A 23326-nucleotide genomic window follows, 5' to 3' on the forward strand; every position below is an offset into this window, starting at 1 on the left:
AGCGATCCTAGTGAGGCGGCTCAGCCGAAGAATTCCGCGGCGTCGTCGTAGCGGCTCTGCGGGACCAGCTTCAACTGACGGGTTGCATCGGCCAGCGAGACGCGCCCGATCTCCTGCCCGCGCAGCGACACCATCATCCCGTACTCACCGGCGTGCGCGGCGTCGGCGGCGTTGACGCCGAAGCGGGTGGCCAGCACGCGGTCGAACGGCGTCGGGGTGCCGCCGCGTTGCACGTGACCGAGCACCGTCACCCGCACCTCTTTGTTGATCCGCTTCTCCACCTCGAGCGCGAGTTGCTGTGCGACGCCGGTGAAGCGTTCATGGCCGAACTCGTCTACACCGCCCTGCTTCAGTTGCATCGACCCCTCGGCGGGTTTCGCGCCCTCGGCCACCACACAGATGAAGTGCGAATCGCCGCGCACGAAGCGCGCTTTGATCAGCCGGCACACCTCTTCGACGTCGAACGGCTGCTCGGGGATCAGGGTCATGTGGGCGCCGGAGGCCAGCCCGGCGTTCAACGCGATCCATCCGGCGTGGCGGCCCATCACCTCGACGAGCATCACGCGCTGGTGCGATTCCGCGGTGCTGTGCAGCCGATCGATGGCCTCGCTCGCCACGCCGAGCGCGGTGTCGTGACCGAACGTCAGATCCGTGCAATCGATGTCGTTGTCGATCGTCTTGGGCACACCGACCACCGGGACGTTCTCCTCGGACAGCCAACGCGCCGCGGTCAGCGTGCCCTCACCGCCGATCGGGATCAGCACGTCGATGCCGTTGTCGTCGAGCGTCTGCTTGATCTGGTCCAGCCCGGCGCGCAGCTTCTCCGGGTGCACCCGCGCGGTACCCAGCATGGTGCCGCCCTTGGCCAGCAGCCGATCGTTGCGGTCGTCGTTGGCGAGTTGGATGCGCCGGTTCTCCAGCAGACCGCGCCAGCCGTCCTGGAAGCCGACGACCGAGGAGCCGTACCGCACGTCGCACGTGCGCACTACCGCCCGAATGACAGCGTTCAGTCCCGGACAGTCACCGCCGCCGGTCAGCACTCCGATGCGCATGACTACATCCTCCCCCGTTAGACCGCCGTTGGCAGCGGTCCGCGCGCGGCTTCGTAGGCCGCACCGACCCGGTACAGCCGGTCGTCGGCCAGTGCGGGCGCCATGATCTGCAGCCCCACCGGCAGGTTGTCGTCGGGCGACAGGCCCGCGGGCACCGACATTCCGCAGTGGCCCGCCAGGTTCAGCGGCAGAGTGCACAGGTCGAACAGGTACATCGCCAGCGGATCGTCGACCTTCTCGCCCAACGCGAACGCGGTGGTCGGCGTCGCCGGCGAGATCAACACGTCGACCTTCTGATACGCCGCATCGAGATCACGCGCGATCAGCGTGCGCACCTTCTGCGCCTGGTTGTAGTACGCGTCGTAATAGCCCGCCGACAGCGCGTACGTACCAATCATGATGCGGCGCTTGACTTCCGGACCGAATCCCGCGGCTCGGGTCAACGCCATGACTTCTTCGGCGCTGTGCGTGCCGTCATCGCCGACGCGCAGCCCGAATCGCATCGCGTCGAACCGCGCGAGGTTGCTCGACACCTCGGACGGGAGGATCAAGTAGTAGGCCGACAGCGAGTAGTCGAAGTGTGGGCAGTCCACCTCGCTGACCTCGGCCCCCAGCGCGGTCAGCTGTTCGACGGCGGCGTGGAACGACTGCAGTACGCCGGGTTGGTAACCCTCGCCCTGCAACTGCTTGACGACGCCGACCCGCACACCGGCCAGGTCACCGGCCGCGCCCGCCCTGGCCGCACCGACGACGTCGGGCACCGCGGCATCGACCGAGGTCGAGTCTTTTGCGTCGTGACCGGCGATCGCCTGATGCAGCATGGCGGTGTCGACGACGGTGCGCGCGCACGGGCCGCCCTGATCCAGTGACGACGCGCAGGCCACCAGCCCGTAGCGCGACACCGTGCCGTAGGTCGGTTTCACCCCGACCGTCGCGGTCAGCGCGGCCGGTTGACGGATCGAGCCGCCGGTGTCGGTGCCGATGGCCAACGGCGCCTGGAACGCCGCCAGCGCAGCCGCGCTGCCGCCGCCGGAGCCGCCGGGAACGCGGTCGACGTCCCACGGGTTGCGGGTCGGCCCGTATGCGGAGTTCTCGGTGGAGGAACCCATCGCGAACTCGTCCATGTTCGTCTTACCAAGAATCGGTAGGCCCGCCGCACGCAACCGCATCGTGACGGTGGCGTCGTACGGCGCCATCCAACCCTCGAGAATCCTCGAGCCGCAGGTCGTCGGCATGTCGGTGCTGGTGAACACGTCCTTCAGCGCCACCGGAACCCCGGCCAGCGGAGAGGGCAGGTCCTCGCCTGCGGCCACCGCGGCGTCCACACGCGCCGCCGCGGCCAGCGCGCGGTCGTCCGCGACGTGCAGGAACGCGTGGTAACGGTCGTCGCTCGCCGCGATCTGGTCCAGGCATGCCTTGGTGACCTCGGTCGAGGACACCTCCTTGCTGGCGATCATGCGTCCGAGCGTCGCCGCATCCAGCCGGATCAGGTCTGTCACTGGGCCTCTCCCACTCGTCCCCTGCCCTGCGGGCGTGGGCCCACCGGTCCTCGCTTCGCTGCGATCCTCACTCGCGCTCGCCTTCGGTCACTGGGCCTCTCCCAGGATGCGCGGGACCGCGAACCGGCCCTCGGCCGCCTTGGGCGCCTGGTCCAGCGCCTCGTCCTGCGTCAGGCTCGGCTCGACGGCGTCAGGACGGAACACGTTGACGTCGGTGAGCGGATTGCCGGTCGGCTTGACGCCCGCGACGTCGACGGACTGGATCTGGCTGACGTGGCCGAGGATGGCGTCCAACTGCCCGGCATAGCTGTCCAGCTCGTCTTCGGTCAGGGCGAGGCGAGCGAGACGGGCCAGGTGGGCCACCTCATCTCGGGAGATCTGCGACACGACTCGCAAGCCTAGTCACCACCGCAGCGCGGCGACGCGGTCGTCCGGCGCTCTCGCCGGAATGCCCACCCGACAGCGTTGTGCAACAGTGTTGCGCGTGCCTTCGTACCTGCTACGGGTCCAGCTGGAGGACCGACCGGGCAGCCTCGGCTCGCTTGCCGTGGCGCTCGGATCGGTGGGCGCCGACATCCTGTCGCTCGACGTGGTGGAGCGGTCGGCTGGTTATGCCGTCGACGATCTCGTGGTCGAGCTGCCCGCCCGCGCGATGCCGGACATGCTGATCACCGCCGCGGAACAGCTCAACGGTGTCCACGTCGACTCCATCCGCCCACACACCGGGCTGCTCGAGGCGCACCGCGAACTCGAGCTCATCGACCACATCGCCGCCGCGGACCGCCGCAACAAGCTGCAGGTCCTCGCCGACGAGGCACCCCGGGTGCTGCGCGTGGGCTGGACCACCGTGGTTCGGCTGGCGGAATCGGAGCCGGAGCGCATCGTCGGCAGCCCGGGCGCACCCGAGACGCAAGCGGCCCAGACGCCGTGGCTGCCGCTCGACCGAGCCCGCGCCCTGGACGGCGACGCCGATTGGGTGCCCCAGCTGTGGCGCGACATGGCGACCACGCTGGCCGCCGCCCCGCTCGGCGATCCGCTCACCGCAGTGGTGTTGGGCCGCCCCGGCGGGCCCCTCTTCCGACCCTCGGAGATCGCCAGGCTCGGCTATCTCGCCGGCATCGTCGCCACGATTCTGCGCTGACGTGCGCATACGGCACGGCTGTTACGGTGGCAGCAATCCCATCAACCGCACCGCTCAACGCCGATCGGAAGGTTTCGCGTGGACACGCTGCTGATCGTGCTCGCCGTCGTACTGCTCCTCGGGGCGGTCGCCGTGTTGGTGATAGCGCTTCGACGGCCGAAGAAGCCGAAGACCGAGTCCGCGCGTGAGGATCCGCTCAAGTTCGCCGCCACCATGCCTCAGTTCGGCCCGCGCCAGCTAGGACCCGGTGCGATCGTCGCCCACGGCGGAATCGACTACGTGGTCCGTGGCACCGCAACGTTGCGGCAAGGGCCGTTCGTGTGGTGGGAGCATTTGCTCGAAGGTGGTTCCGAACCGTTGTGGTTCAGCGTCGAAGAGGACGAGGGCCGACTCGAACTGGTGATGTGGACGCGGCGCAAGGACGCATCACTGCAACCCGGAGGCGACCTCGTCCTCGACGGAATCAGCTACCGCGAGACCGAACGCGGAGGCGCGTCGTTCACCACCGAGGGCACCACCGGACTGCCCGCAGGCGGCGAGATGGAGTTCGTCGACTACGCCGACGCCGACGAGTCCTCGTTCCTCGGATTCGAGCGGTGGGCACCGGACATGCCGTGGGAGGTGTCGGTCGGGAAACCGGTGCTGCCCGGCGAACTCACGGTGTATCCCGCGCCGCCACCCACCGAGTAGGACACCGGGTGCCCTTTCACCGACTGGTAGTGAATCCGGCCGACGTGTCGGGAACAACGCTGCGGCTGGCGCTGAACGCTCCCCTAGCCCAGCCGCTGGCGACGTTGCCGCTGACCAATTCGGATGGCAGCACACTGGTGCTCGGCGTGCTCGGCGCATCGCATCTCGTCACCGTCGAGCATCCGAAACACAGGTTCTCCGAAGAGGTTTCGTGTACAGCGCGCACGGATGCCGCCTTACCCGGCTGCGCCGTCGCGCCCGGTTACCGTATCGAGTCACGGACCGAAACGTATGACACAGCCGGTTTTCGCAGGCTCGCCCAAATCCTGCAAAGCAGCTGTGAGCGAATGGACGGATGGCTCGGCGGCGCGTTCCCGGGTGACGACGCCGCACTGACCGCGCTGGCCGCCGAACCGGACGGCACCGGATGGCGTTGGCGGACATGGCATCTTTATCCTGACGCAGCCGCAGGTGGCACAGTCGTCTACACCAGCAGCCGGTGGCGACCGTGAGCCGAACCGCGTTGTTCTGGCTGGCCGGTGGGCTCGCCGTGGCGGGCATCGCATGCCTGCTTCTCGGTATCTCGTTGCAGAACCGCGACATTCGCTCGCACGTCGCAGAGAACTACGCCGCGTACTCGCATGGGACCGAGGCCAGCAGCTACGAGTGCACAGGATCGCCCAGCGAAGTGGCCGACCGGCTTGCGGACTACAAGCGTCCCGAGGCGCGGGCCACCGACCGCGGTATCGAGTATCTGCGTTATGACGACGACATCGTGATCGTCGGCCCCGACGGCAACCGTCCGTGCACCATCCGGGTCGAAGACGTTCGCGGCAGCAGATACAGCGGGGGTGCGTTCATCTTTCTCGGACCCGGGTTCTATCCCGGATCGCCCGCCGGCGGGGCGGGCGGCAGCTCGGGTGGACCGGGCGGGACGAAATGACACGCGCCTCAAGGCCAATCGGGTAAGGAGAACCCATGAATCTGGCGATCGAATTCGGCACCATCAGCGGAGAGAGCCTTGCGCAGAACGTGGTCGCCGCGATCTTGTACTTCATCGTCGGCGTCGCCGTTCTCGCGGCCGGTTTCCTCATGGTCGACCTGCTGACACCGGGAAACCTGCGCCGGTTGGTGTTCGTCGAGCGGCGGCCCAACGCGGTTGCGGTCGCGTCGGGAATGTATGCCGCCCTCGCCATCGTGGTGGTCTCGGCGATCGTGGCCAGTTCCAGCCAACTCGGCCAGGGACTCGTCGACGCTGCGGTCTACGGCCTCGTCGGCGTGGTGCTGCAAGGGCTGGCGCTGGTCGTGCTGGAGGCGGTCGTGCCCGGACGTTTCCGCGATCTGATCGCCGAGGAACGGTTGCACCCAGGCGCCGTCGCCACCGCCGTGATGCTGATCGCCGTGGGAGGGGTGAACGCCGCCGCGCTGTCATGACGGTGACCGATCACGACGCTCCTTCCCCGGCACCGCGACTGGCAGGTTCGGTGACGCGCTGGCGCGCGGTGTTACTTTCGGCAGTGGCGGCGTGCGCGGCGTGCGGCATCGTCTACGAACTGGCGCTGCTGACGCTGTCGACCAGCCTGCACGGCGGCGGCATCGTGGCGATGTCGCTGATCGTCGCCGGCTACGTCGCCGCGCTGGGCGTGGGCGCGCTGCTGGTGAAGCCGCTGCTGCACCGCGCCGCCGTCACGTTCATCGCCGTCGAGACGTCGCTGGCGATCGTCGGCGGATTGTCGGCGGCCGCACTGTATGTCGCGTTCGCGTTCGTGGGCGGCTCGCTGTGGGTGCTCGCGATCGGCACCGCGCTGATCGGCTGCCTCGTCGGCGCCGAGGTGCCGTTGCTGATGACGCTGCTGCAGCGCGGACGTACCGCGGGGGCCACCGACACCGGACGGGTGCTGGCCAACCTGAACGCAGCGGACTACCTGGGGGCGCTCATCGGCGGACTGCTGTGGCCGTTCCTCCTGCTGCCGCACCTGGGCATGATCCGCGGTGCGGCCGTCACGGGAATCGTCAACCTCGCCGCGGCGGCCGTGGTTGCGGCGTTCCTGTTGCGGCACATCGTCAGCGCGCGTGAACTGGCCATGTCCCTGGCGGTGCTGGCGACGGCGCTGGCGTTGCTCGTCGTGTTGCTGGTGCGCGCCGAGGGCATCCAGGCCTCGACCCGGCAACGGCTCTACGCCGACCCGATCATCGCCCATGAGCACTCGGCGTACCAGGAGATCGTGGTCACCCGCCGCGGCGACGACATGCGACTGTATCTCGATGGCGGGCTGCAGTTCTCGACACGCGACGAGTACCGCTATACCGAAAGCCTGGTCTACCCGGCACTCGCAGACGATGCCAGGTCGGTGTTGATTCTCGGCGGCGGCGACGGGCTGGTAGCGCGGGAAGTTTTGCGCGACAACGATATCGACACGATCGTGCAGGTGGAGTTGGATCCGGCGGTCATCGAGGTGGCACGCACCACGTTGCGTGAGACGAACGGCGGCGCGCTGGACGATCCGCGGGTTCAGGTGGTGATCGGCGACGCGATGGCGTGGCTGCGGGACGCACCACGCGACGTCGCGCCGGGCGGCTTCGACGCGGTGATCACCGATCTGCCCGACCCCGACACCCCGGTGCTGGGACGGCTGTATTCGGTGGAGTTCTACGCGTTGATCGGCCGCGCCCTGGCGCCGAACGGTCTGTTGTCCGTACAGGCGGGTAGCCCCTTTTCCACCCCGACCGCGTTCTGGCGCACGGTGTCGACGATCCGGGCCGCCGGGTACGCGGCGACGCCTTACCACGTACATGTGCCGACGTTCGGTGACTGGGGCTTCGTGCTGGCCCGCCGGGGGCCGACCGCACCGACGCCGACGGTCCCCACCGATGCCCCGCCGCTGCGCTATCTCGACCAGCAGGCACTCGACGCCGCGACGGTGTTCGGCGGCGATATACAGCCGCAGTCGTTGGAGCCCTCGACGTTGGACCATCCGCGCATCGTCGACGACATCCGGCGCGGATACCGCTGACGTCAGGCGCCGGGAGGTACCGGATAGCGGTCGTTGACGTCGGCGTTGGTGTCCTTGCGTGCGCAGTGCGCGCAACAGAAGATCGCTTCATCGGTCTCGATGCCGTGACCGAGGATTCGGCACCCGCAGTGCGCACACTCCGGGGCGAGTTGCACGGCTGCGCACTCGACGCTGTCGAAAGTCGCGCTGCGGCCGTCGGGCCACGTCACGGTGAACGCCTTGTCGTAGTGGTTGCCACAGGTATCGCAGATCGCCATCACAACTCCTTGTCGCCTCGCCCAGTCGGGTGCCCGGTGAGCGGGGCAGACAAACGCCGGAGCGCTCAGATGCCCTCGGGGCCGTTCTCCAACAGCCGCGCAAACCCTTCTTCGTCGAGAACCGGGACGCCCAGCTCGACGGCCTTGTCGTACTTGGAGCCGGGAGAGTCGCCCGCGACCACATAGGCGGTCTTCTTCGACACCGAGCTGGCCGCCTTGCCGCCGCGCGCGACGATCGCCTCTTTCGCGTCGTCGCGGGAGAACGCGGTCAACGAGCCGGTGACGACGATCGAGAGTCCCTCGAGGGTGCGCGCGATGCTCGCGTCGCGTTCGTCGGCCATCCGCACCCCGGCGGCGCGCCACTTGTCGACGATCGCGCGGTGCCAGTCGACGGTGAACCATTCGGTCACCGCGGCCGCGATCGTCGGGCCCACACCCTCGACGACCGACAACTCCTCCTCCGATGCCGCCATGATCGCGTCCAGGCTGCCGTACTCGGTGGCCAGCGCGCGGGCCGCCGTCGGTCCCACGTGGCGGATCGACAGCGCGACGAGCACCCGCCACAGCGGTTTGGACTTGGCGTCGTGCAGGTTCACCAGCAACCGCTTGCCGTTGGCCGACAGGTTGCCGTCCTTGGTCCGGAACAAGTCGGTGCGCAGCAGGTCCTGGCTGCCGAGCGTGAACAGGTCGCCCTCGTCGGCGATGACGCCGGCCTGCAGCAGCGCGGTCGCCGCTTCGTAGCCCAACCCCTCGATGTCGAACGCGCCGCGGCCCGCGACGTGAAACACGCGTTCCCGCAACTGCGCTGGACACGACCGGGTGTTCGGGCAGCGGATGTCGGCGTCGCCCTCCTTGGCCGGCGCGAGCGAGGTCCCGCACTCGGGACAGTGCGTCGGCATCACGAACTCGCGTTCGGAACCGTCGCGCAGGTCGACGACGGGGCCGAGCACTTCCGGTATCACATCACCGGCCTTGCGGATCATCACCGTGTCACCGATGAGCACGCCTTTGCGCTTGACCTCGGACGCGTTGTGCAACGTGGCCTGGCTGACCGTCGAGCCGGCCACCTTGACCGGCTCCATCCACGCGAACGGGGTCACCCGGCCGGTGCGTCCGACGTTGACCTTGATGTCGAGCAGCTTGGTCTGCGCCTCCTCGGGCGGGTACTTGTAGGCGATCGCCCAGCGCGGCGCCCGCGACGTCGATCCGAGGCGGCGTTGCAGTGCGACGTCATCGACTTTGACCACCACACCGTCGATTTCGTGCTCGACGTCGTGGCGATGCTCACCCCAGTAGGCGATGCGCTCGGTGACCGCGTCCATCCCCTTGACTTGAGCAGTGTGCTCGGAGACCGGCAAGCCCCACGCCTTGAGCGCCCGGTAGGCGTCGTGCAGGGTCTTCGGCCGGAAACCTTCGGCGCGGCCCATGCCGTGACAGATCATCCGGAGCTTGCGCCGCGCCGTGACGGCCGGGTTCTTCTGCCGAAGCGACCCAGCGGCGCTGTTGCGCGGATTGGCGAACGGCGGCTTGCCCTCGGCGACCAGCCCGGCGTTGAGTTCCTCGAAGTCGGCCACCCGGAAGAACACCTCGCCGCGCACCTCGAGAACCTTCGGGACGGGGAATTCTTTTGTGCCGGTGAGTCTTTCGGGGACGTCATCGATGGTGCGGGCGTTCAACGTGACATCCTCACCGGTGCGGCCGTCACCTCTGGTGGCGGCGCGTTCCAGGCGCCCGTCGCGGTACACCAGCGACAGCGCCACGCCGTCGATCTTCAGCTCGCACAAGAAGTGCGCGTCCTGCACCAGTTCGGGGCCGATCTCGCCCTTGATCCGGCCCGCCCACGCGGCCAGTTCCTCCGGCGTGAACGCGTTGTCCAGGCTCAGCATCCGCTCGAGGTGCTCGGCCGGCGTGAAGTCGGTGGCGAAGCCGGCGCCGCCGACCAACTGCGTCGGCGAGTCCGGGGTGCGCAGCTCGGGGTGGTCGTCCTCGAGGGCCTGCAGTTCGCGCAGCAGCTTGTCGAACTCGGCGTCGCTGATGATCGGCGAGTCGCGCACGTAGTAGCGGAACTGGTGCTCACGGACCTCGTCGGCGAGTTCCTGCCAACGGCGACGCACGTCCGCGTCAAGGCCTTCGCCGGCCTGCTCGGCCAGTGCGTCTTCCGCGCCTTTGGAGGTCACTCTCGCAGGCTAACGGAGCCGCCCGACAGGACCGCACGATTACCCTGGCCCCATGCCGCACCCCATCATGTTCCGCGACGACGACCCGGTACTGGCGCGGGTGCGCACAGTCGCGCTGGCGTTCCCGGAGGCCTATGAGAAGGTGTCGCACGGCAGGCCCGCGTTCTTCGCCGCGAAGATGTTCCTCATGTACGGCGGCAGCGTCCGACCCGAGACCGGCGGCGAATACCTGCAGTACCCCCAGGCCATCATCGTCAAGGTCGACGAGAGCGACCGACGGGCCCTGCGGCAGGACGGTCGGTTCTTCTATCCCGCCTATCTGGGCCCGTCGGGCTGGCTGGGTCTGGACCTGACGGCCGCAAAGAGAGTCGACTGGGGTGAGGTACGTGAGCTGATCGACGCCTCGTACCGGCTGACCGCCCCGAAGAAACTCATCAAACAGCTCGACGAAGTTTGACCCGGTGGCCAGCAGGCCATGATTCGATCGGAGGCGCTATGAGTTTCGCGAGCCCGTTCCCCGAAGTCGACATTCCGTCCACCAGCGTCTACGACTACCTGTTCGGTGCTATCGCCGAGGCCGACCTGGATCGCGTCGCGCTCGTCGACGCGAAGTCTGGGCGACAGACCACCTACCGCGAGATGATCGCGCGCGTTGACGCGTTCGCGGGCGCGCTCGCCGGCCGCGGCATCAGCGTCGGTGATGTCGTCGGCCTGCTGTCGCCGAACAGTTCGGGGTTCGCGGTCGCCTTCCACGGCATCCTGCGCGCCGGCGCGACGGCCACCACCATCAACGCGTTGTTCACCGCCAAAGACATCGGCAAGCAGCTGACCGATTCGAACGCCAAGATGCTCGTGACGGTGTCGCCGCTGCTGGCGCAGGCCAAGCAAGCGGCCGCGGCCGCCGGAATTCCCGACGACGGCCTCGTCGTGCTCGACGGCGCCGGCCGCCAAACCGACGGGCATCCCAACGCCGCCGAATTGATGGAGCCCGGGCAGCCGCCGCCGCGGGTGAGCTTCGCGCCGTCGTCGCACTTGGCGGTGCTGCCGTACAGCTCGGGAACGACGGGAAACCCCAAGGGCGTCATGCTCACTCACCGCAATCTGGTGGCCAACGTCGCCCAGATCCGGCCGCTGCACGGGATGGTCGCCGAGGACACGGTTTTGGCCGTTCTGCCGTTCTTCCACATCTACGGGATGACGGTCCTGCTCAACGCCGCCCTGCATGCGCGTGCCCGGTTGGTCATCATGGGTAGCTTCGACCTCGCCGACTTCCTGGCCAACATCGCGAATCACAAGTGCACAATCGTATTCATCGCACCGCCGGTCGCCGTGGCGTTGGCCAAGCATCCGCTGATCGACGAATACGACCTGTCGTCTCTGAACGTCGTGATGTCGGGAGCGGCCCCACTGGACGCGGAACTCGGCCAAGCAGTCGCAAAACGCCTCGATTGCCGCGTCGTGCAGGGTTACGGCATGAGTGAACTCAGCCCGGTCAGCCACATCACGCCGTTCGACGGCGGCCAGCAGGAAATGAAGATGGTCGCGCCGCTCAGCTCGGTCGGCTGGACGGTGTCCAACGCGGCGTCGAAGATCGTCAACCCCGAAACCGGTGCCGAAATCGACCCGCCCGCAGAAGGTCTCAGCGAAACCGGCGAGCTGTGGTTCAAGGGTCCCAACGTGATGGCCGGCTATCTCGGCAACGAGAAGGCCACCCGGGAGACGATCGACGACGCGGGCTGGTTGCACACCGGCGACCTCGCCCAGGTCGACGCGAACGGCTGCGTCTACATCGTCGACCGGCTCAAGGAGTTGATCAAGTACAAGGGCTATCAGGTGCCTCCTGCCGAACTGGAGGCCGTCCTGCTGAACCATCCCGACATCGCCGATGCCGCGGTGGTCGGCGTCAACGACGCCGAGGGCGAAGAGATCCCGAAGGCGTTCGTGGTCAAGCGATCCGGTGCCGAGTTGACCGAAGACGACGTGATCGAGTTCGTCGCCGGCCAGGTGGCGCCCTACAAGAAGGTTCGCGAGGTGGCGTTCATCGATGCGGTGCCGAAGTCGGCGTCCGGCAAGATACTTCGCAAGGACCTGCGTGGTTGATCAGGGCCGGCGTACCCGTTCGGCGGCCTGCGCCGCGCGCGCCTGCCGGTAGCCCAGCACGGCGCCGGCCGCCGGGATGACCAGCAACCCGGCGATACCCCACAGCGGGTCGGTCGACCCGGCGCCGGGCGCGACGACGAACTGGCGCGCGCTCGCCGGTGGCGTGGCCACCCGGTGCACCCACGCAGGCGCTGGCTTCGGAGGTGGTGGCGGCGGCAACGGCGGTGGCGGCGGTGGCGGCGCCGGTGCGGCGGGAACCGGTGCGGGAGCCTGCCGAGGCGGTTCGGATCCGCCGCTCTGGATCCCCGGTGACCGTCCGTTGCCGAACGTCACCTGAGGGGGGTCGAATGCCGACACCCGTGCGCCGGGCGCATCGGATCCGCCGGGCGAACTCGCCACGCCCACGCTGCCCGTCGAGGTTTCGCTGCCTGCGGTCGACTCGCTGACGACCGGCCCGCCACTGGCCGCGACGCGCTCGGCCGACCCACCGCTGACCGACGAGGGTGCTGCCGAATCCGACTTGTCGGCGACCGCCGACCGGTTACTCGAAGACAACTGCGGAAGGTCCTCGCGGCCGGACCCGACCCGCGACGAAGGGCTGCCGCCCGTCTTCTCGGTGCCACCGCCACGGTTGCCGGTGCCGTTGCGGTCGCCGCTGTCATGGTCACGACGGCCGGTGTCGTGGTCGTCGTTGTCTGATCCGCGACCGTGATTGTCACGGCCACGGTCGGAACTGCTTCCCCGGTCGGAGCCGTGCGAATCCCCGGGATGGGCCGATGCGACGGCAGCGCCGGACCCGCCCAGCAGAAGAACGGCGGACACTACTCCGACACCTGCTGCGAGGCGCGGATTCACTCGGGCACATTCCTCTCGGGCAAAGAAGATCGACGACGCGTGCGAAGCATTCTTGCACGCTGGCCAACCCCATACCCCGCGTCTCCACAGAACGCGCGCAACTCGACCAGCAACCGTAGCCTCAGTCCTCGACGTACGCGCGCAGCCGGTCGATTGCGTGGTCCCAGCGCTGCGACAGCTTCGCGAGGTACTCGCTTGCGTCGGCCAGCGGGGCGGGTTGCATCCGCCAGATGCGCTCGCGGCCACTGCGCTCACTGCTCACCAAGCCCACCGATTCCAGCAGCAGCAGGTGTTTGGTCGTCGCCTGCCGACTCACCGGCACCACCGCGGTGACCTCGGTTGTCGAACTCGGCCCGCCCTCGCACAGTCGGGTGACTATGCGCAGGCGGTTGACGTCGCCGAGAGCGTTGAAAATCGGGGCTTCTACCGGTGGGGCGCTCACACCGTCTCGCTGATGGCGAGGTACTTGCGCACGAGTTCGACCTGCGCGGCCCAACCTTCGCTGTTGCCCTCGAACGCCGATGCGCGGCGCTCGGCGGGCAGCGCGTCGAAGCCGGATTCGACGATGCGCAGCAGCACTCCGTCGGCCGTCTCTTCGAGCGTGAACTCCACCAGCGTGGTGGGTTCGTCGGTGACATCGACGCCTTCCTCGACGCCGTAGGGGTGCCAGCGGAACGCCAATCGTCGTTGCGGCTCAACCGCCTCGATGTGCCATGGGTCGGCCGTGCCCGCATACGGCTCCTGAGACTTGGCGACGTCGGCGTCGACCGCCGTCGGGGTCATGACGCCGGTCACCGAGCGGCCCGCCACGAACGGTCCGTCGAAGCGCACCCCGAACCACTGCCCGAACTCGTCGGCGTCGCTGATCGCCCGCCAGACGCGCGCGAGCGGCGCCTTCAACAGAACTTCCTTCTCGATACGATCCGTACTCATATGCAACCTCCTAGTTGCGTCTCACCGTATAGTCTGCGACGGCTACGCGCAACCCATTGGTTGCCTTTTCCTCTGATCCGGCTGGGGTCGTCGCCGGATTCTGCAGGAGGGCAGCGACTTCCGACGAAGCGTAGCCCGTGCAGATCTCGAGAGCGGCGTCAGAACGCGTCGGGATCCTCGGCGAAGGCGTCCGCCGCTTTCTGCGCCAATCCGATCGCGGCGCGTGCCCACTCGGCGGTGGCGCCGGCAAGGCCACACGCCGGCGTGATACCGATCCGCTCGCTCAGCACGGACCGGGCGAACCCGAGCCGATCGGTCACCGAGACCGCGCCCCGGGCGATCTCTTCGACAGACGGTCGGCCGTCCGGAGCAGTCGACGGCACCACGCCGAACAGCACCGTACGTCCCGTGTCGACGAACTCACCGATACCGTCGAGATCGGCGGCAACCAGAGTGGACGTGTCAACCGAGACAGCGGCGATATTGCTGCGCTGCAACGCCTTCCAAGGCACACCAGATGCGCAGCTGTGCAACACCACCGGGGCGCCCACCGCGGCTACGCAGTCCTCGAGCAAGCCGACGGCCACCGGCTCGTCGACCGGATGCACAGGCGTCAAGCTGGTCACCCCCGTCAACCGGCCCTCCAGCGCGGCGGGCAACAGCGGCTCGTCGAATTGCACCACGACGGCCGCATCCAATCTGCGCGCGACCTGCGCCCGGTGCGCGGCCGCGCCCTCGGCCAGCGAGGCGGTCAGGTCGCGCACCGCACCGGAATCGGTGAGCGCGCGGTGGCCGTTGGCAAGCTCCAGTTGCGCAGCAAGCGTGACCGGCCCCGGCGCCTGGACCTTGACGGTGCGGCCACCGCCACGCAAACCCGCCTTCTCCCAGGCCTCCTCGAACGCGTCGAGGTCCTCGTCGAGCAAACTCACCGCCCGCCGTGCCACCGCCGTGCGGCCCGACGCGATCCGATAGCCGCGTGGGACGGTGTCCATGCCGATGTCGACGAGCAACGCCGCGGCCCGCCCGATCATGTCGGCGCCCACGCCGCGGTCCGGGAGTTCGGGCAGATGCGGCAGTGTGTGCAGTTCGCCGATCACGATCTCGGCGGCCTCGCGCGGCGACGTCCCTGGCCACGACCCGATGCCGGTGGCTGCGGCGAAAGCATTCACTCGTTTGACAGTATTCGATCGGGCTAATCTCGGTCCGGAAGGGTTTCGGAAGGACGCGCCATGCCCGCAGTGCCGAGGTCGATCGTGCTCTGGTGCGCGATGGCAGCGCTCACGGCGGCGTGCACGCAGAGCATCAGTGGTCATGCGATGCGCGCCGTCCCCGGCATCGACGACGACTCGCTGTCGCCGATCGACGTCGAAACGATCATGCTCGACCAGTCGCAGATGCGCGCAATCACCGGTGCCGGCGAGGATCTCACGATCATCCCGACCATGGACGCCAAGACTCCGGTCGACATCGAGCCACTGGCCGAGACCACTCCCCCGCAGTGCCAATGGATCTTCGCCGAGACACAGACATTCGGACCCGACGTCGAGGAGTTCCGCAAGACCACCTTCCAGCACCCGCCCGACGGCGGGCTGATCTCCGAGGGCGCGGCAGCGTACCGCGACGCCATGACGGCGCGCCGGGCTTTCGATGGCCTTGCCTCCCTCGTGGAGGGTTGCAGCGCAACGGCTTTGGGTTCGATGTTCGTCGGCGATTGGACGATCGGCGCTGACATCCTGCAGACCCGCCCCGAAGGCGCCTGCGGTCGCGACTACCGGGTGAAGTCGGCCGTGCTGGTGGAGGTGACCGCATGCCGGTTCCCCGACTCCGTGCCCGAGATCGTCATGACGAACATCCTCGCCAATGTGCCCGAATAGCGCGGCTATCGGGTGATCGTCGCGCTGCCCAGCACTTCGTCGCCGGCGGGGTCGGGGCGGTACAGCACCATGGTCTGACCAGGTGCCACACCGCGCAGCGGAGCACGCAGGCTGACGGTCAGCATGCCGTCGCGAAGCTCGGCCACCCCCTCGCCGATGCCGCCGTGCGCACGGACCTGTACCTGGCATTCCACCGGACCGGTGGGCGCCACACCGGAAGTGAAGATCGGCCGCTCACCGGTCAACGTCCACACGTCCAGATCCGCGGCGGCGCCGACTCGCACCGTCGCGCTGTCCGGATCGATATCGGTCACATAGCGCGGCCGCCCGTCGGGACCGGGTCCGGCGATGCCCAGCCCCTTGCGTTGACCGACGGTGAACCCGTGCACACCGTCGTGTTCGGCCAGCACCGTGCCCGCCGCGTCGACGACTGACCCTCGCCGGACCCCGATCCGGGTGCCGAGGAAAGCGCGTGTGTCGCCGGAGGGGATGAAGCAGATGTCGTGGCTGTCCGGCTTGTCGGCGACCGCAAGACCGCGGCGCGCGGCTTCCTCGCGGATCTGCGGCTTGGGAGTATCCCCCACCGGAAAAACGGCGTGGCGCAACTGTTCTGCGGTCAGGACGGCCAGCACGTAGGACTGGTCCTTGTCGGCGTCGACCGCACGCCGCAACCGTCCTTCCGACAGCCGCGCATAGTGACCGGTGGCCACGGCGTCGAAACCCAGCGCCAGCGCGCGGGCTGCCAGCGCGGAGAACTTGATTCGCTCGTTGCACCGGACACACGGGTTCGGAGTCTCCCCGCGCGCATAAGAGGACACGAAGTCGTCGATGACGTCTTCCTTGAAGCGGTCGGCGAAATCCCAGACGTAGAACGGGATGTCGAGGACATCGGCAACCCTGCGCGCGTCGCCGGCGTCTTCTTTCGAGCAACAACCGCGAGACCCGGTGCGCAGAGTGCCCGGCGCGGACGACAACGCGAGATGCACACCGACCACGTCGTGGCCGGCATCGACCATCCGGGCGGCGGCGACCGACGAGTCGACACCACCGCTCATGGCCACGAGTACCTTCACTAGTCGACCACCCCGGAACTGGCCAGCGCGGCTTGCCGCGCCCGGTCCACCGCCGCAGGCAGCACCGCGAGCGCGGCGTCGACGTCGTCCTCGGTGCTGGTGTGGCCCAACGAAAGTCGCAGCGACCCGCGCGCGCTCACCGGGTCGGCGCCCATCGCGATCAGTACGTGTGACGGCTGCGCGACACCGGCCGTACACGCCGATCCCGTCGAGCACTCGATTCCCTTGGCGTCCAACAGCATCAGCAACGAGTCACCTTCACAGCCGCGGAACGTGAAGTGCGAATTGCCCGGCAGTCGCGCGGCTCCCGTCGCGCCGTTGAGGTCGACGTCGTCAATGCTCGCCAACACACCCTCGACCAAGCGGTCACGCAACGCCGAAACCCGCGCGCTGTTGATTTCCAGGCCTTCGACCACAACCTTCGCCGCTGCGGCCATCGCGACGGCGCCGGCCACATACGGTGTGCCGGAACGGACGTCGCGCTCCTGGCCTCCGCCGTGCAGCAGTGGCACGCAGGCGGTGTCGCGCCGCAGTAGCAGCGCGCCGATCCCGGTCGGTCCACCGAACTTGTGCGCGGCGATGCTCATCGCCGACAGTCCGCTCGCCGTGAAGTCGACCGGAATGTGACCGACGGCCTGCACAGCGTCGCTGTGCATCGGTACCTCGAATTCCGCGGCGACGGCCGCGAGTTCGGCGATCGGCATGATCGTGCCGACCTCGTTGTTGGCCCACATCACCGACACCACTGCCACGTCGTCGTGATCCTGCAGAGCCTGCCGCAGTGCCGCCGCCGTCACCGAGCCGTCCTTTTGAACGGGCAGCCAGGTCACCTCGGCGTCCTCGTGTTCGACCAGCCACTCGACGGAGTCGAGCACGGCGTGGTGTTCGACCGGCGTGGTCACGATGCGCCTGCGGCGCGGGTCGGCGTCCCGGCGCGCCCAGTAGATGCCCTTGACGGCCAAGTTGTCGCTCTCGGTGCCGCCCGCGGTGAAGACCACCTCCGACGGGCGGGCGCCGAGCAGTTGGGCCAGCGTCTCGCGCGACTCCTCCATCCGCCGCCGCGCCGTCCGGCCCGTGCCGTGCAGCGATGACGCGTTGCCGACCGTGGCCATCGCAGCCGTCATCGCCTCGATGGCAGCGGGGTGCATCGGTGTGGTGGCGGCGTGATCGAGGTAGACCGGCTTGTCCGAGGTCATAACCAGTCAAGAATAGCCGCCGAGCCGGTAGGTCCCCGATCCGCTCAGGCCACGAGCGCGTGACCGGCCGAGCGTGGCGTCGTGTCGCCGCGCACCGCGCGCTCACAGCGGGTTGCCAGGTCACGACGGTCGGTGCCGGGCAGCTGCAGAGACTCGACCCGTACCCGTGCCACGGTGCGCTTCGCGGTGATCAGTCGGCGGATCGACGCGAGCAGTGTGTCGTCGCCCACATAGGCGGCGACCGTGGACGCCGCGCCGTCGCGGTGGTGGTAGCTCAGCCGCAGCGGTTGGACCGGCCGGCCCGAGTCGACAGCGGCCTGGAACATCGCGGGCCGGAACTGGCCGTAGCCCAGACCGCAATAGGTGGTGCCCTCGGGAAAGGCCACGACGGTCTGGCCCGCACGCAGCCCGCTCGCGATGGTGTCCACCACATCGGGCAGCCGCCGCAGATTGCCCCGCTCGATCGGTATCACCTTCAACAGTCGGGCCAGCAGCCCGAGACCGGGCCAGTTGATGAGCTCCGATTTCGCGACGAACCGCCCCGGCAGTACCGAGCCGATCACGAAGATGTCCACCCAGGACACATGTCCGCTCACCACCAGGACGCCGCTGAGATTGCGAATGGGTCCGCCCGACACCGTGGTTCGCACCCCGAGGCCGCGCAGCAGCAGCCGGCAGTAGCCGCGTTGGAGGCCGGATCGGCCCGGCACGGGGACCGCCAGCAGCGGCGCCAACGCCAGCAGCGCCACCGCGAGGACGAGACGCAGCGCAGCACGGCAGGTGACGACCACCCGCCGACCGGCCTGACCGGCCGCGGCGCTGACACAGCTCGCGTCGCAGGCCGCCCGCGGCACCCAGTAGTTCGCGGTGCTCACGAGGCGATCCCGTCGGCCACGGCGGCGGCCGCCCCGACCGTCCTCAGCCTGCGCAGGTATCTGATGTCGGCGCGCCGTTTGTCGAGGAGCGCCGGGAAGTCGCCCACCCCGAAGTCGGGATCGTATGCGGGCTCGCCGCAGACCTGGGCACCGAGCCGCAGATACCCCCGCATCAGTGCGGGCACGCCGAGCCGCGCGGGTGGATCGATGTCGTCGAGCCGGCTGCCGTCCACGGTCACCGGCCGGTACGGATGCACGGTGTACTGCGCCGGGGCGGCGTGCCGGCGGCGGACGAAGTCACGTACTCCGCGGATCTGCGCTCCGGGCAGCTGGTCGTCGGGGCCCCGGACAGGTACCGACACACATCCGGTCACGTAGTCGTAGCCGCAGCGGTCGAGGTACGCCAGGATCCCGGCCCACATCAGCAGCACCACCCCGCCGTTGCGGTGGTCCGCCCGTACCACCGCCCGGCCCATCTCGACCAGGCCGGGACGCAACGAATCGAGCCCGCGAACGTCGAATTCGGTCGCGCTGTACAACCCTCCGGCGGCGACCGCGCCGGCCGGTGGCAGCATCCGATAGCAGCCGACCAGCTCGCCGGAGCCCTCCTCGCGCACCAGCAGGTGGTCGCAGTGCTCGTCGAACCGGTCGGCGTCCAAGCCGCCGGTGGCACTGCGCAACGCGAATCCGGGTTCGGAGGTGAAGACCTCGTGGCGCAGACGCTGCGCGGCCTCGATGAGCGTGGCGTCGGTCGACAGCAACAGGGTGTAGCGGGGCGCGGACCGAGCCGCGCCGTGGTCGATTACGTCCGGGGCGATGAGTACAGAAGCACTGCTCATGGCTGCACGGTCGCGCAGCCGCATCTCCGGGCGGCATCGACCGCGTGACGTGTCCGTGAGCGCTAGGTGACGAATCGGTCCCGCAGAGCGTGTCGGCGATCAGCGGCTCGCGGAAAGCCAGTCAAGGAAGCGAGCGCTCGACAGGACCCCATCGTCGCCGGTGACCAGGCTCGAGTCGTCGATCCGGGTGCCGAAGTAGGTGGCCTGCGCGTCGATAACTACCGGCGTATCTCCGCCCTTTTCGGCCACCACGGCGTGCGCGAGGTCAGCGAAGCTCATCTTGTCTGGGCCGCCGATGTTGACGACGCCGTTGACCGGTCGGCCTTCGGCCGCCCGCGCGACTTCGGCGGAGACGTCGGCGGCCGCAATCGGCTGGATACGCCCGTCCGGGACCCTCACTTCGCCGTCGACTTCCAGCGAAGCGACGATCGCCCCTGCGAACTCGTGGAACTGCGTTGCGCGAACGATCGTGTACGGCAGCCCAGAGTCGGTGATGACGTTCTCTTGTGCCACCTTGGCGCGCATGTAGCCGCTGTCGGGCAGTCTGTCGCAGCCCACGATGGACAGGGCGACATAATGGCCCACCCCGCCGCGTCGGGCAGCAGCCACCAGGTTCTGCGCCGACGCAGTGAAGAAGTCCACCACCGGCCCGTCCTCGAACGACGGCGAATTCACCACGTCCACAAGCACATCCGCGCCCGAAAGCGCCTCGTCGAGACCCTCGCCGGTGACGACGTTGGCGCCGGTGGACAGCGATGCCGCGGTCACTTGATGTCCGTCGTTGGTGAGCAGGTCGACCACTTTCGAACCGATCTGTCCGGTGGCCCCGATAACCGTAATCTTCATGTGCGAGATTCTGCGCCCTCTGAGCCGTACCGATATGCGAAACCTCGGTGTGCGATGTCGGCGCTCGCCGAAACGCAAAAACCCCCAGACGCGTCTGGGGGCTCTGCGTGAAAACGGATCAGCCCTTGCGGGCCTTGACCGCCTCGGTCAGCTGCGGTGTCACCTTGAACAGGTCTCCGACGATGCCGAGGTCGGCGATCTCGAAGATCGGCGCCTCTTCGTCCTTGTTCACCGCGATGATCGTCTTGGACGTCTGCATGCCTGCGCGGTGCTGGATCGCACCCGAGATGCCCAGTGCGATGTACAGCTGCGGCGAGACCGTCTTACCGGTCTGGCCGACCTGGAACTGGCCGGGGTAGTAGCCGGAGTCGACGGCCGCACGCGAGGCGCCGACGGCGCCACCGAGCGAGTCCGCCAGTTCCTCCACGACGTTGAAGTTCTCGGCGCTGCCGACACCGCGACCGCCCGAGACGACCACGGTGGCCTCGGTCAGTTCCGGGCGGTCGCCCGCGACGGCGGGCTCACGCTTGGTGATCTTCGTCGCATTCTCCGCCTGCGCGGGTACCTCGATGTCGACGACCTCGCCTGCGCCGTCGGCGGGTTCGGCGTCGACGGACCCGGCGCGCAGCGTGATCACCGGGACCTCACCGGTGGACTCCGCCTCAACGGTGAACGCACCACCGAAGATCGAGTGAACGCCCACTCCACCGTCTTTGACGTCGACAACGTCGCTCAGCACACCGGCGCCGATGCGGGCCGCCAGGCGACCGGCGATCTCCTTGCCGTCGGCGCTGGAGGACAGCAGGACGCCCGCCGGCGAGGCCGACTCGACCAGCGCAGCCAGCACGTCGACCTGCGGCGTGATCAGGTAGTTGTCCGCGTCGTCGGACTCGGCGACGTAGATCTTGGCCGCGCCGGCGGCCTTCAGACCGTCGACGAGCGGTTGTGCAGTGCCCGGCGCGCCGACGACGACGGCCGAGGGCTCGCCGAGCTTGCGAGCCGCGGTGATCAACTCCGAGGTGACCTTCTTCAGCGCACCTTCGGCGTGCTCAACGAGCACGAGTACTTCAGCCATGAGTTCTTCTCTCGTCTCTTGTTTTCGGAAGTCTTTTCGCGCCCTAGATGATCTTTTGAGCGACCAGGTACTCGGCGATCTTCGTTCCGCCGTCGCCTTCGTCGGTCACCTTCTCACCCGCGGTCTTCGGCGGCTTCGGTGTCGACGAGAGCACCTTCGAACCGGCGTTGGCGAGACCGACCTCGTCGGCCTCGACACCGATTTCGGCGAGCGTCAGCTTGGTGACTTCCTTCTTCTTGGCGGCCATGATGCCCTTGAAGGACGGGAAGCGAGGCTCGTTGATCTTCTCGTTGACGCTCACCACGGCGGGCAGCGGCGCCTCGACGGTGAACACGCCGTCGTCGGTCTCGCGCTCGCCGGTCACCTTGCCGTCCTCGACGGTGACCTTGCGCAGGTGCGTCAACTGCGGCAGACCCAGGTACTCGGCAATGATCGCGGGGACCGCGCCGCTGGTGCCGTCGGTGGCCTCGTTGCCGGCGATGACCAGTTCGGTGCCCTCGATGGTGCCCAACGCGCGGGCCAGGGCCCAGCCCGTCTGCACCATGTCCGAGCCGTGCATGCCGTCGTCGACGAGGTGCACGGCCTTGTCGGCACCCATCGACAACGCCTTACGGATGGCCTCGGTGGCGCGCTCGGGACCGGCTGTGAGCACCGTCACAGTGCTGTCGCCACCTTCCCGCTCCTTGATGAGCAGCGCTTCCTCGACTGCGCGCTCGTTGATCTCGTCGAGCACCGCGTCGGCGGCCTCCCGATCGAGGGTGAAGTCGCCGTCGGTCAGCTTGCGCTCCGACCAGGTGTCAGGGACCTGTTTGATCAGGACCACGATGTTCGTCATGAGTCTGGTTCGTCCTCCTCGAAGGGACCGATGGTCGGCCCGCAATACCACGCTTTGAGCAACCACCAACATGTTACTCGTCGGTAACTTGCGGTGGTTCGCAGGAACACCATAGCGGGTCGAAGTTCGTGTTCTAGCAGCACGTAGGCGGTGAACCGTTCGTCTGTGGGCCGATTCACGTTAGCCTGCCTTGCAATGAGCGCATTTGTTACCGGCGGTCCGGACCTCCCGCTGACCGGGGAACGCACGGTTCCGGGACTGGCGGAGGAGAACTACTGGTTCCGCCGCCACGAGGTCGTCTATGAGCGGCTGTCCGACCGCTGCGCGCAGCGCGACGTGCTCGAGGCCGGCTGCGGCGAGGGTTACGGCGCAGATCTGATCGCCGATGTGGCCCGGCGCGTGATCGGTCTCGACTACGACGAGTCGGCGGTCGCCCATGTTCGCGCACGGTATCCGCGGGTGGACATGCGCCAGGGAAACCTCGCCCAGCTTCCGCTTGCTGATCGCTCTGTCGATGTCGTCGTCAACTTCCAGGTCATCGAACACCTCTGGGATCAGGGGCAATTCGTCGCCGAATGCGCCCGCGTGCTGCGTCCCGGCGGCACCCTGTTGATGTCGACGCCGAACCGGATCACCTTCTCCCCCGGCCGCGATACGCCGATCAACCCGTTTCACACCCGTGAGCTCAACGCCGCCGAGTTGACCGAACTACTGACCGAGGCCGGTTTCTCGATGGAGGCGATGCTCGGCGTCTTCCACGGCCCGCGCCTCGTCGAACTCGACGCCCGCCACGGCGGATCGCTCATTGACGCCCAGATCGCCCGCGCGCTGGCCGATGCGCCATGGCCCGAAGACCTGCTCGCCGACGTGGCGTCGGTGCGCAGCGCCGACTTCGACCTGGTGGATTCTGGCGGACGCGACAGCCGCGACATCAATGACAGCCTGGACCTGGTGGCGATCGCGGTGTCGCCGTGACTTCTGCGCAACCCGTACCG

The 23326-nt window shown here is 68.2% G+C and carries 26 protein-coding genes; 10 read left to right on the top strand and 16 right to left on the bottom strand.

The genetic code is table 11. From position 1 onward, the window contains the following. Positions 1 to 20 precede the first annotated feature (20 nt). From G6N18_RS08315 to gatC, 3 genes are all read right to left on the bottom strand, one after another. A complete protein-coding gene (locus G6N18_RS08315; protein ID WP_083006155.1) occupies positions 21 to 1052 on the bottom strand; it encodes an ATP-dependent 6-phosphofructokinase in 1032 nt (343 codons plus the stop codon). A gap of 17 nt (positions 1053 to 1069) precedes the next feature. After that, positions 1070 to 2509 carry an Asp-tRNA(Asn)/Glu-tRNA(Gln) amidotransferase subunit GatA gene (gene gatA / locus G6N18_RS08320; RefSeq protein ID WP_276060871.1) on the bottom strand — a complete coding sequence of 480 codons (1440 nt, stop codon included), beginning with the start codon at positions 2507 to 2509 and terminating at the stop codon, positions 1070 to 1072. A 129-nt stretch (positions 2510 to 2638) separates the two neighbouring features. Further along, complete coding sequence (gene gatC / locus G6N18_RS08325; protein WP_067216746.1) at positions 2639 to 2938, bottom strand: Asp-tRNA(Asn)/Glu-tRNA(Gln) amidotransferase subunit GatC; 300 nt, start codon at positions 2936 to 2938, stop codon at positions 2639 to 2641. Between the two features lie 97 nt (positions 2939 to 3035). Between gatC and G6N18_RS08330 the strand changes: the two genes are divergently transcribed. The 6 genes from G6N18_RS08330 (at position 3036) to G6N18_RS08355 (ending at position 7396) form a co-directional block, all read left to right on the top strand. Continuing rightward, positions 3036 to 3692, top strand: a complete 657-nt coding sequence (locus G6N18_RS08330; protein ID WP_067216828.1) for an ACT domain-containing protein — start codon at positions 3036 to 3038, stop codon at positions 3690 to 3692. Between the two features lie 78 nt (positions 3693 to 3770). Further along, the gene (locus G6N18_RS08335; protein WP_067216751.1) at positions 3771 to 4382 is read left to right on the top strand and encodes a DUF4178 domain-containing protein; all 612 of its coding nucleotides are present in this window, start codon (positions 3771 to 3773) and stop codon (positions 4380 to 4382) included. A gap of 8 nt (positions 4383 to 4390) precedes the next feature. Then, positions 4391 to 4894: a DUF2617 family protein gene (locus tag G6N18_RS08340; protein ID WP_083006151.1), complete on the top strand. Its 504-nt coding sequence runs from the start codon at positions 4391 to 4393 to the stop codon at positions 4892 to 4894. Continuing rightward, the gene (locus G6N18_RS08345; RefSeq protein ID WP_067216831.1) at positions 4891 to 5325 is read left to right on the top strand and encodes a DUF4247 domain-containing protein; all 435 of its coding nucleotides are present in this window, start codon (positions 4891 to 4893) and stop codon (positions 5323 to 5325) included. Before G6N18_RS08340 ends, G6N18_RS08345 begins: the two co-directional genes overlap by 4 nt. Before the next feature lie 35 nt (positions 5326 to 5360). Further along, positions 5361 to 5816, top strand: coding sequence for a DUF350 domain-containing protein (locus G6N18_RS08350; protein WP_083006149.1), 456 nt, complete (start codon positions 5361 to 5363; stop codon positions 5814 to 5816). Continuing rightward, complete coding sequence (locus tag G6N18_RS08355; RefSeq protein WP_083006148.1) at positions 5813 to 7396, top strand: polyamine aminopropyltransferase; 1584 nt, start codon at positions 5813 to 5815, stop codon at positions 7394 to 7396. Before G6N18_RS08350 ends, G6N18_RS08355 begins: the two co-directional genes overlap by 4 nt. Before the next feature lie 2 nt (positions 7397 to 7398). Here G6N18_RS08355 and G6N18_RS08360 read toward each other — a convergent pair whose 3' ends face one another. Both G6N18_RS08360 and ligA read right to left on the bottom strand, forming a co-directional pair. Next, entirely contained in the window at positions 7399 to 7653 is a 255-nt protein-coding gene (locus G6N18_RS08360; protein ID WP_083006146.1) for a metallothionein, read from the bottom strand. A gap of 65 nt (positions 7654 to 7718) precedes the next feature. Continuing rightward, positions 7719 to 9830, bottom strand: coding sequence for an NAD-dependent DNA ligase LigA (ligA, locus tag G6N18_RS08365; protein WP_083006145.1), 2112 nt, complete (start codon positions 9828 to 9830; stop codon positions 7719 to 7721). A gap of 52 nt (positions 9831 to 9882) precedes the next feature. Between ligA and G6N18_RS08370 the strand changes: the two genes are divergently transcribed. Together G6N18_RS08370 and G6N18_RS08375 are read left to right on the top strand one after the other, a co-directional pair. Further along, positions 9883 to 10287 (top strand): MmcQ/YjbR family DNA-binding protein, encoded by a 405-nt coding sequence (locus G6N18_RS08370; RefSeq protein ID WP_083006143.1) that lies wholly within the window; start codon positions 9883 to 9885, stop codon positions 10285 to 10287. Between the two features lie 38 nt (positions 10288 to 10325). Next, positions 10326 to 11930 (top strand): 4-coumarate--CoA ligase family protein, encoded by a 1605-nt coding sequence (locus tag G6N18_RS08375; protein ID WP_083006141.1) that lies wholly within the window; start codon positions 10326 to 10328, stop codon positions 11928 to 11930. On the opposite strand, the gene G6N18_RS08380 is transcribed toward G6N18_RS08375, so the two are convergent. From G6N18_RS08380 to G6N18_RS08395, 4 genes are all read right to left on the bottom strand, one after another. Further along, positions 11931 to 12752, bottom strand: a complete 822-nt coding sequence (locus tag G6N18_RS08380) for a hypothetical protein (protein ID WP_083006139.1) — start codon at positions 12750 to 12752, stop codon at positions 11931 to 11933. 154 nt (positions 12753 to 12906) lie between these two features. After that, positions 12907 to 13227, bottom strand: a complete 321-nt coding sequence (locus tag G6N18_RS08385) for an ArsR/SmtB family transcription factor (RefSeq protein ID WP_067216780.1) — start codon at positions 13225 to 13227, stop codon at positions 12907 to 12909. Next, positions 13224 to 13718 (bottom strand): SRPBCC family protein, encoded by a 495-nt coding sequence (locus G6N18_RS08390; RefSeq protein ID WP_083006137.1) that lies wholly within the window; start codon positions 13716 to 13718, stop codon positions 13224 to 13226. The genes G6N18_RS08385 and G6N18_RS08390 overlap by 4 nt, the downstream gene beginning before the upstream one ends. Positions 13719 to 13876: 158 nt before the next feature. Continuing rightward, entirely contained in the window at positions 13877 to 14887 is a 1011-nt protein-coding gene (locus G6N18_RS08395) for a uroporphyrinogen decarboxylase/cobalamine-independent methonine synthase family protein (protein WP_083006135.1), read from the bottom strand. A gap of 60 nt (positions 14888 to 14947) precedes the next feature. Between G6N18_RS08395 and G6N18_RS08400 the strand changes: the two genes are divergently transcribed. After that, positions 14948 to 15592, top strand: a complete 645-nt coding sequence (locus tag G6N18_RS08400) for a sensor domain-containing protein (protein WP_083006134.1) — start codon at positions 14948 to 14950, stop codon at positions 15590 to 15592. A 5-nt stretch (positions 15593 to 15597) separates the two neighbouring features. Here G6N18_RS08400 and mnmA read toward each other — a convergent pair whose 3' ends face one another. The 7 genes from mnmA to G6N18_RS08435 all read right to left on the bottom strand — a co-directional run bounded on the left by mnmA (position 15598) and on the right by G6N18_RS08435 (position 22331). After that, a complete protein-coding gene (gene mnmA, locus G6N18_RS08405) occupies positions 15598 to 16665 on the bottom strand; it encodes a tRNA 2-thiouridine(34) synthase MnmA (protein ID WP_067216794.1) in 1068 nt (355 codons plus the stop codon). Next, positions 16665 to 17861 (bottom strand): cysteine desulfurase family protein, encoded by a 1197-nt coding sequence (locus tag G6N18_RS08410; RefSeq protein WP_067216797.1) that lies wholly within the window; start codon positions 17859 to 17861, stop codon positions 16665 to 16667. The genes mnmA and G6N18_RS08410 overlap by 1 nt, the downstream gene beginning before the upstream one ends. A gap of 44 nt (positions 17862 to 17905) precedes the next feature. Next, positions 17906 to 18736 carry a lysophospholipid acyltransferase family protein gene (locus G6N18_RS08415; RefSeq protein WP_083006132.1) on the bottom strand — a complete coding sequence of 277 codons (831 nt, stop codon included), beginning with the start codon at positions 18734 to 18736 and terminating at the stop codon, positions 17906 to 17908. Continuing rightward, complete coding sequence (locus tag G6N18_RS08420; protein WP_083006196.1) at positions 18733 to 19575, bottom strand: GNAT family N-acetyltransferase; 843 nt, start codon at positions 19573 to 19575, stop codon at positions 18733 to 18735. Before G6N18_RS08420 ends, G6N18_RS08415 begins: the two co-directional genes overlap by 4 nt. Before the next feature lie 99 nt (positions 19576 to 19674). Beyond that, a complete protein-coding gene (locus G6N18_RS08425; protein ID WP_067216803.1) occupies positions 19675 to 20421 on the bottom strand; it encodes an SDR family oxidoreductase in 747 nt (248 codons plus the stop codon). 118 nt (positions 20422 to 20539) lie between these two features. After that, positions 20540 to 21496 (bottom strand): electron transfer flavoprotein subunit alpha/FixB family protein, encoded by a 957-nt coding sequence (locus tag G6N18_RS08430; RefSeq protein ID WP_067216806.1) that lies wholly within the window; start codon positions 21494 to 21496, stop codon positions 20540 to 20542. Between the two features lie 43 nt (positions 21497 to 21539). Further along, on the bottom strand, positions 21540 to 22331 hold the full coding sequence (locus tag G6N18_RS08435) for an electron transfer flavoprotein subunit beta/FixA family protein (protein WP_067216809.1): 792 nt from the start codon (positions 22329 to 22331) through the stop codon (positions 21540 to 21542). A 195-nt stretch (positions 22332 to 22526) separates the two neighbouring features. Between G6N18_RS08435 and G6N18_RS08440 the strand changes: the two genes are divergently transcribed. Then, a complete protein-coding gene (locus tag G6N18_RS08440; RefSeq protein WP_067216811.1) occupies positions 22527 to 23306 on the top strand; it encodes a class I SAM-dependent methyltransferase in 780 nt (259 codons plus the stop codon). Positions 23307 to 23326 lie beyond the last annotated feature (20 nt).

It is taken from the genome of Mycolicibacterium celeriflavum (assembly GCF_010731795.1).
In the GTDB taxonomy this organism is placed as follows: Bacteria; Actinomycetota; Actinomycetes; order Mycobacteriales; family Mycobacteriaceae; genus Mycobacterium; species Mycobacterium celeriflavum.

What these genes read in the sequence shown, in the direction of transcription:
- G6N18_RS08440 (WP_067216811.1), top strand. Translation starts at nt 22,527, where the DNA reads ATGAGCGCATTTGTTACCGGCGGTCCGGACCTCCCGCTGACCGGGGAA.
- G6N18_RS08425 (WP_067216803.1), bottom strand. Translation starts at nt 20,421, where the DNA reads ATGAAGATTACGGTTATCGGGGCCACCGGACAGATCGGTTCGAAAGTG.
- G6N18_RS08315 (WP_083006155.1), bottom strand. Translation starts at nt 1,052, where the DNA reads ATGCGCATCGGAGTGCTGACCGGCGGCGGTGACTGTCCGGGACTGAAC.
- G6N18_RS08435 (WP_067216809.1), bottom strand. Translation starts at nt 22,331, where the DNA reads ATGACGAACATCGTGGTCCTGATCAAACAGGTCCCTGACACCTGGTCG.
- gatA (WP_276060871.1), bottom strand. Translation starts at nt 2,509, where the DNA reads ATGATCGCCAGCAAGGAGGTGTCCTCGACCGAGGTCACCAAGGCATGC.
- G6N18_RS08420 (WP_083006196.1), bottom strand. Translation starts at nt 19,575, where the DNA reads ATGAGCAGTGCTTCTGTACTCATCGCCCCGGACGTAATCGACCACGGC.
- G6N18_RS08430 (WP_067216806.1), bottom strand. Translation starts at nt 21,496, where the DNA reads ATGGCTGAAGTACTCGTGCTCGTTGAGCACGCCGAAGGTGCGCTGAAG.
- G6N18_RS08350 (WP_083006149.1), top strand. Translation starts at nt 5,361, where the DNA reads ATGAATCTGGCGATCGAATTCGGCACCATCAGCGGAGAGAGCCTTGCG.
- G6N18_RS08375 (WP_083006141.1), top strand. Translation starts at nt 10,326, where the DNA reads ATGAGTTTCGCGAGCCCGTTCCCCGAAGTCGACATTCCGTCCACCAGC.
- G6N18_RS08390 (WP_083006137.1), bottom strand. Translation starts at nt 13,718, where the DNA reads ATGAGTACGGATCGTATCGAGAAGGAAGTTCTGTTGAAGGCGCCGCTC.
- G6N18_RS08410 (WP_067216797.1), bottom strand. Translation starts at nt 17,861, where the DNA reads ATGACCTCGGACAAGCCGGTCTACCTCGATCACGCCGCCACCACACCG.
- G6N18_RS08360 (WP_083006146.1), bottom strand. Translation starts at nt 7,653, where the DNA reads ATGGCGATCTGCGATACCTGTGGCAACCACTACGACAAGGCGTTCACC.
- G6N18_RS08355 (WP_083006148.1), top strand. Translation starts at nt 5,813, where the DNA reads ATGACGGTGACCGATCACGACGCTCCTTCCCCGGCACCGCGACTGGCA.
- G6N18_RS08370 (WP_083006143.1), top strand. Translation starts at nt 9,883, where the DNA reads ATGCCGCACCCCATCATGTTCCGCGACGACGACCCGGTACTGGCGCGG.
- G6N18_RS08400 (WP_083006134.1), top strand. Translation starts at nt 14,948, where the DNA reads ATGCCCGCAGTGCCGAGGTCGATCGTGCTCTGGTGCGCGATGGCAGCG.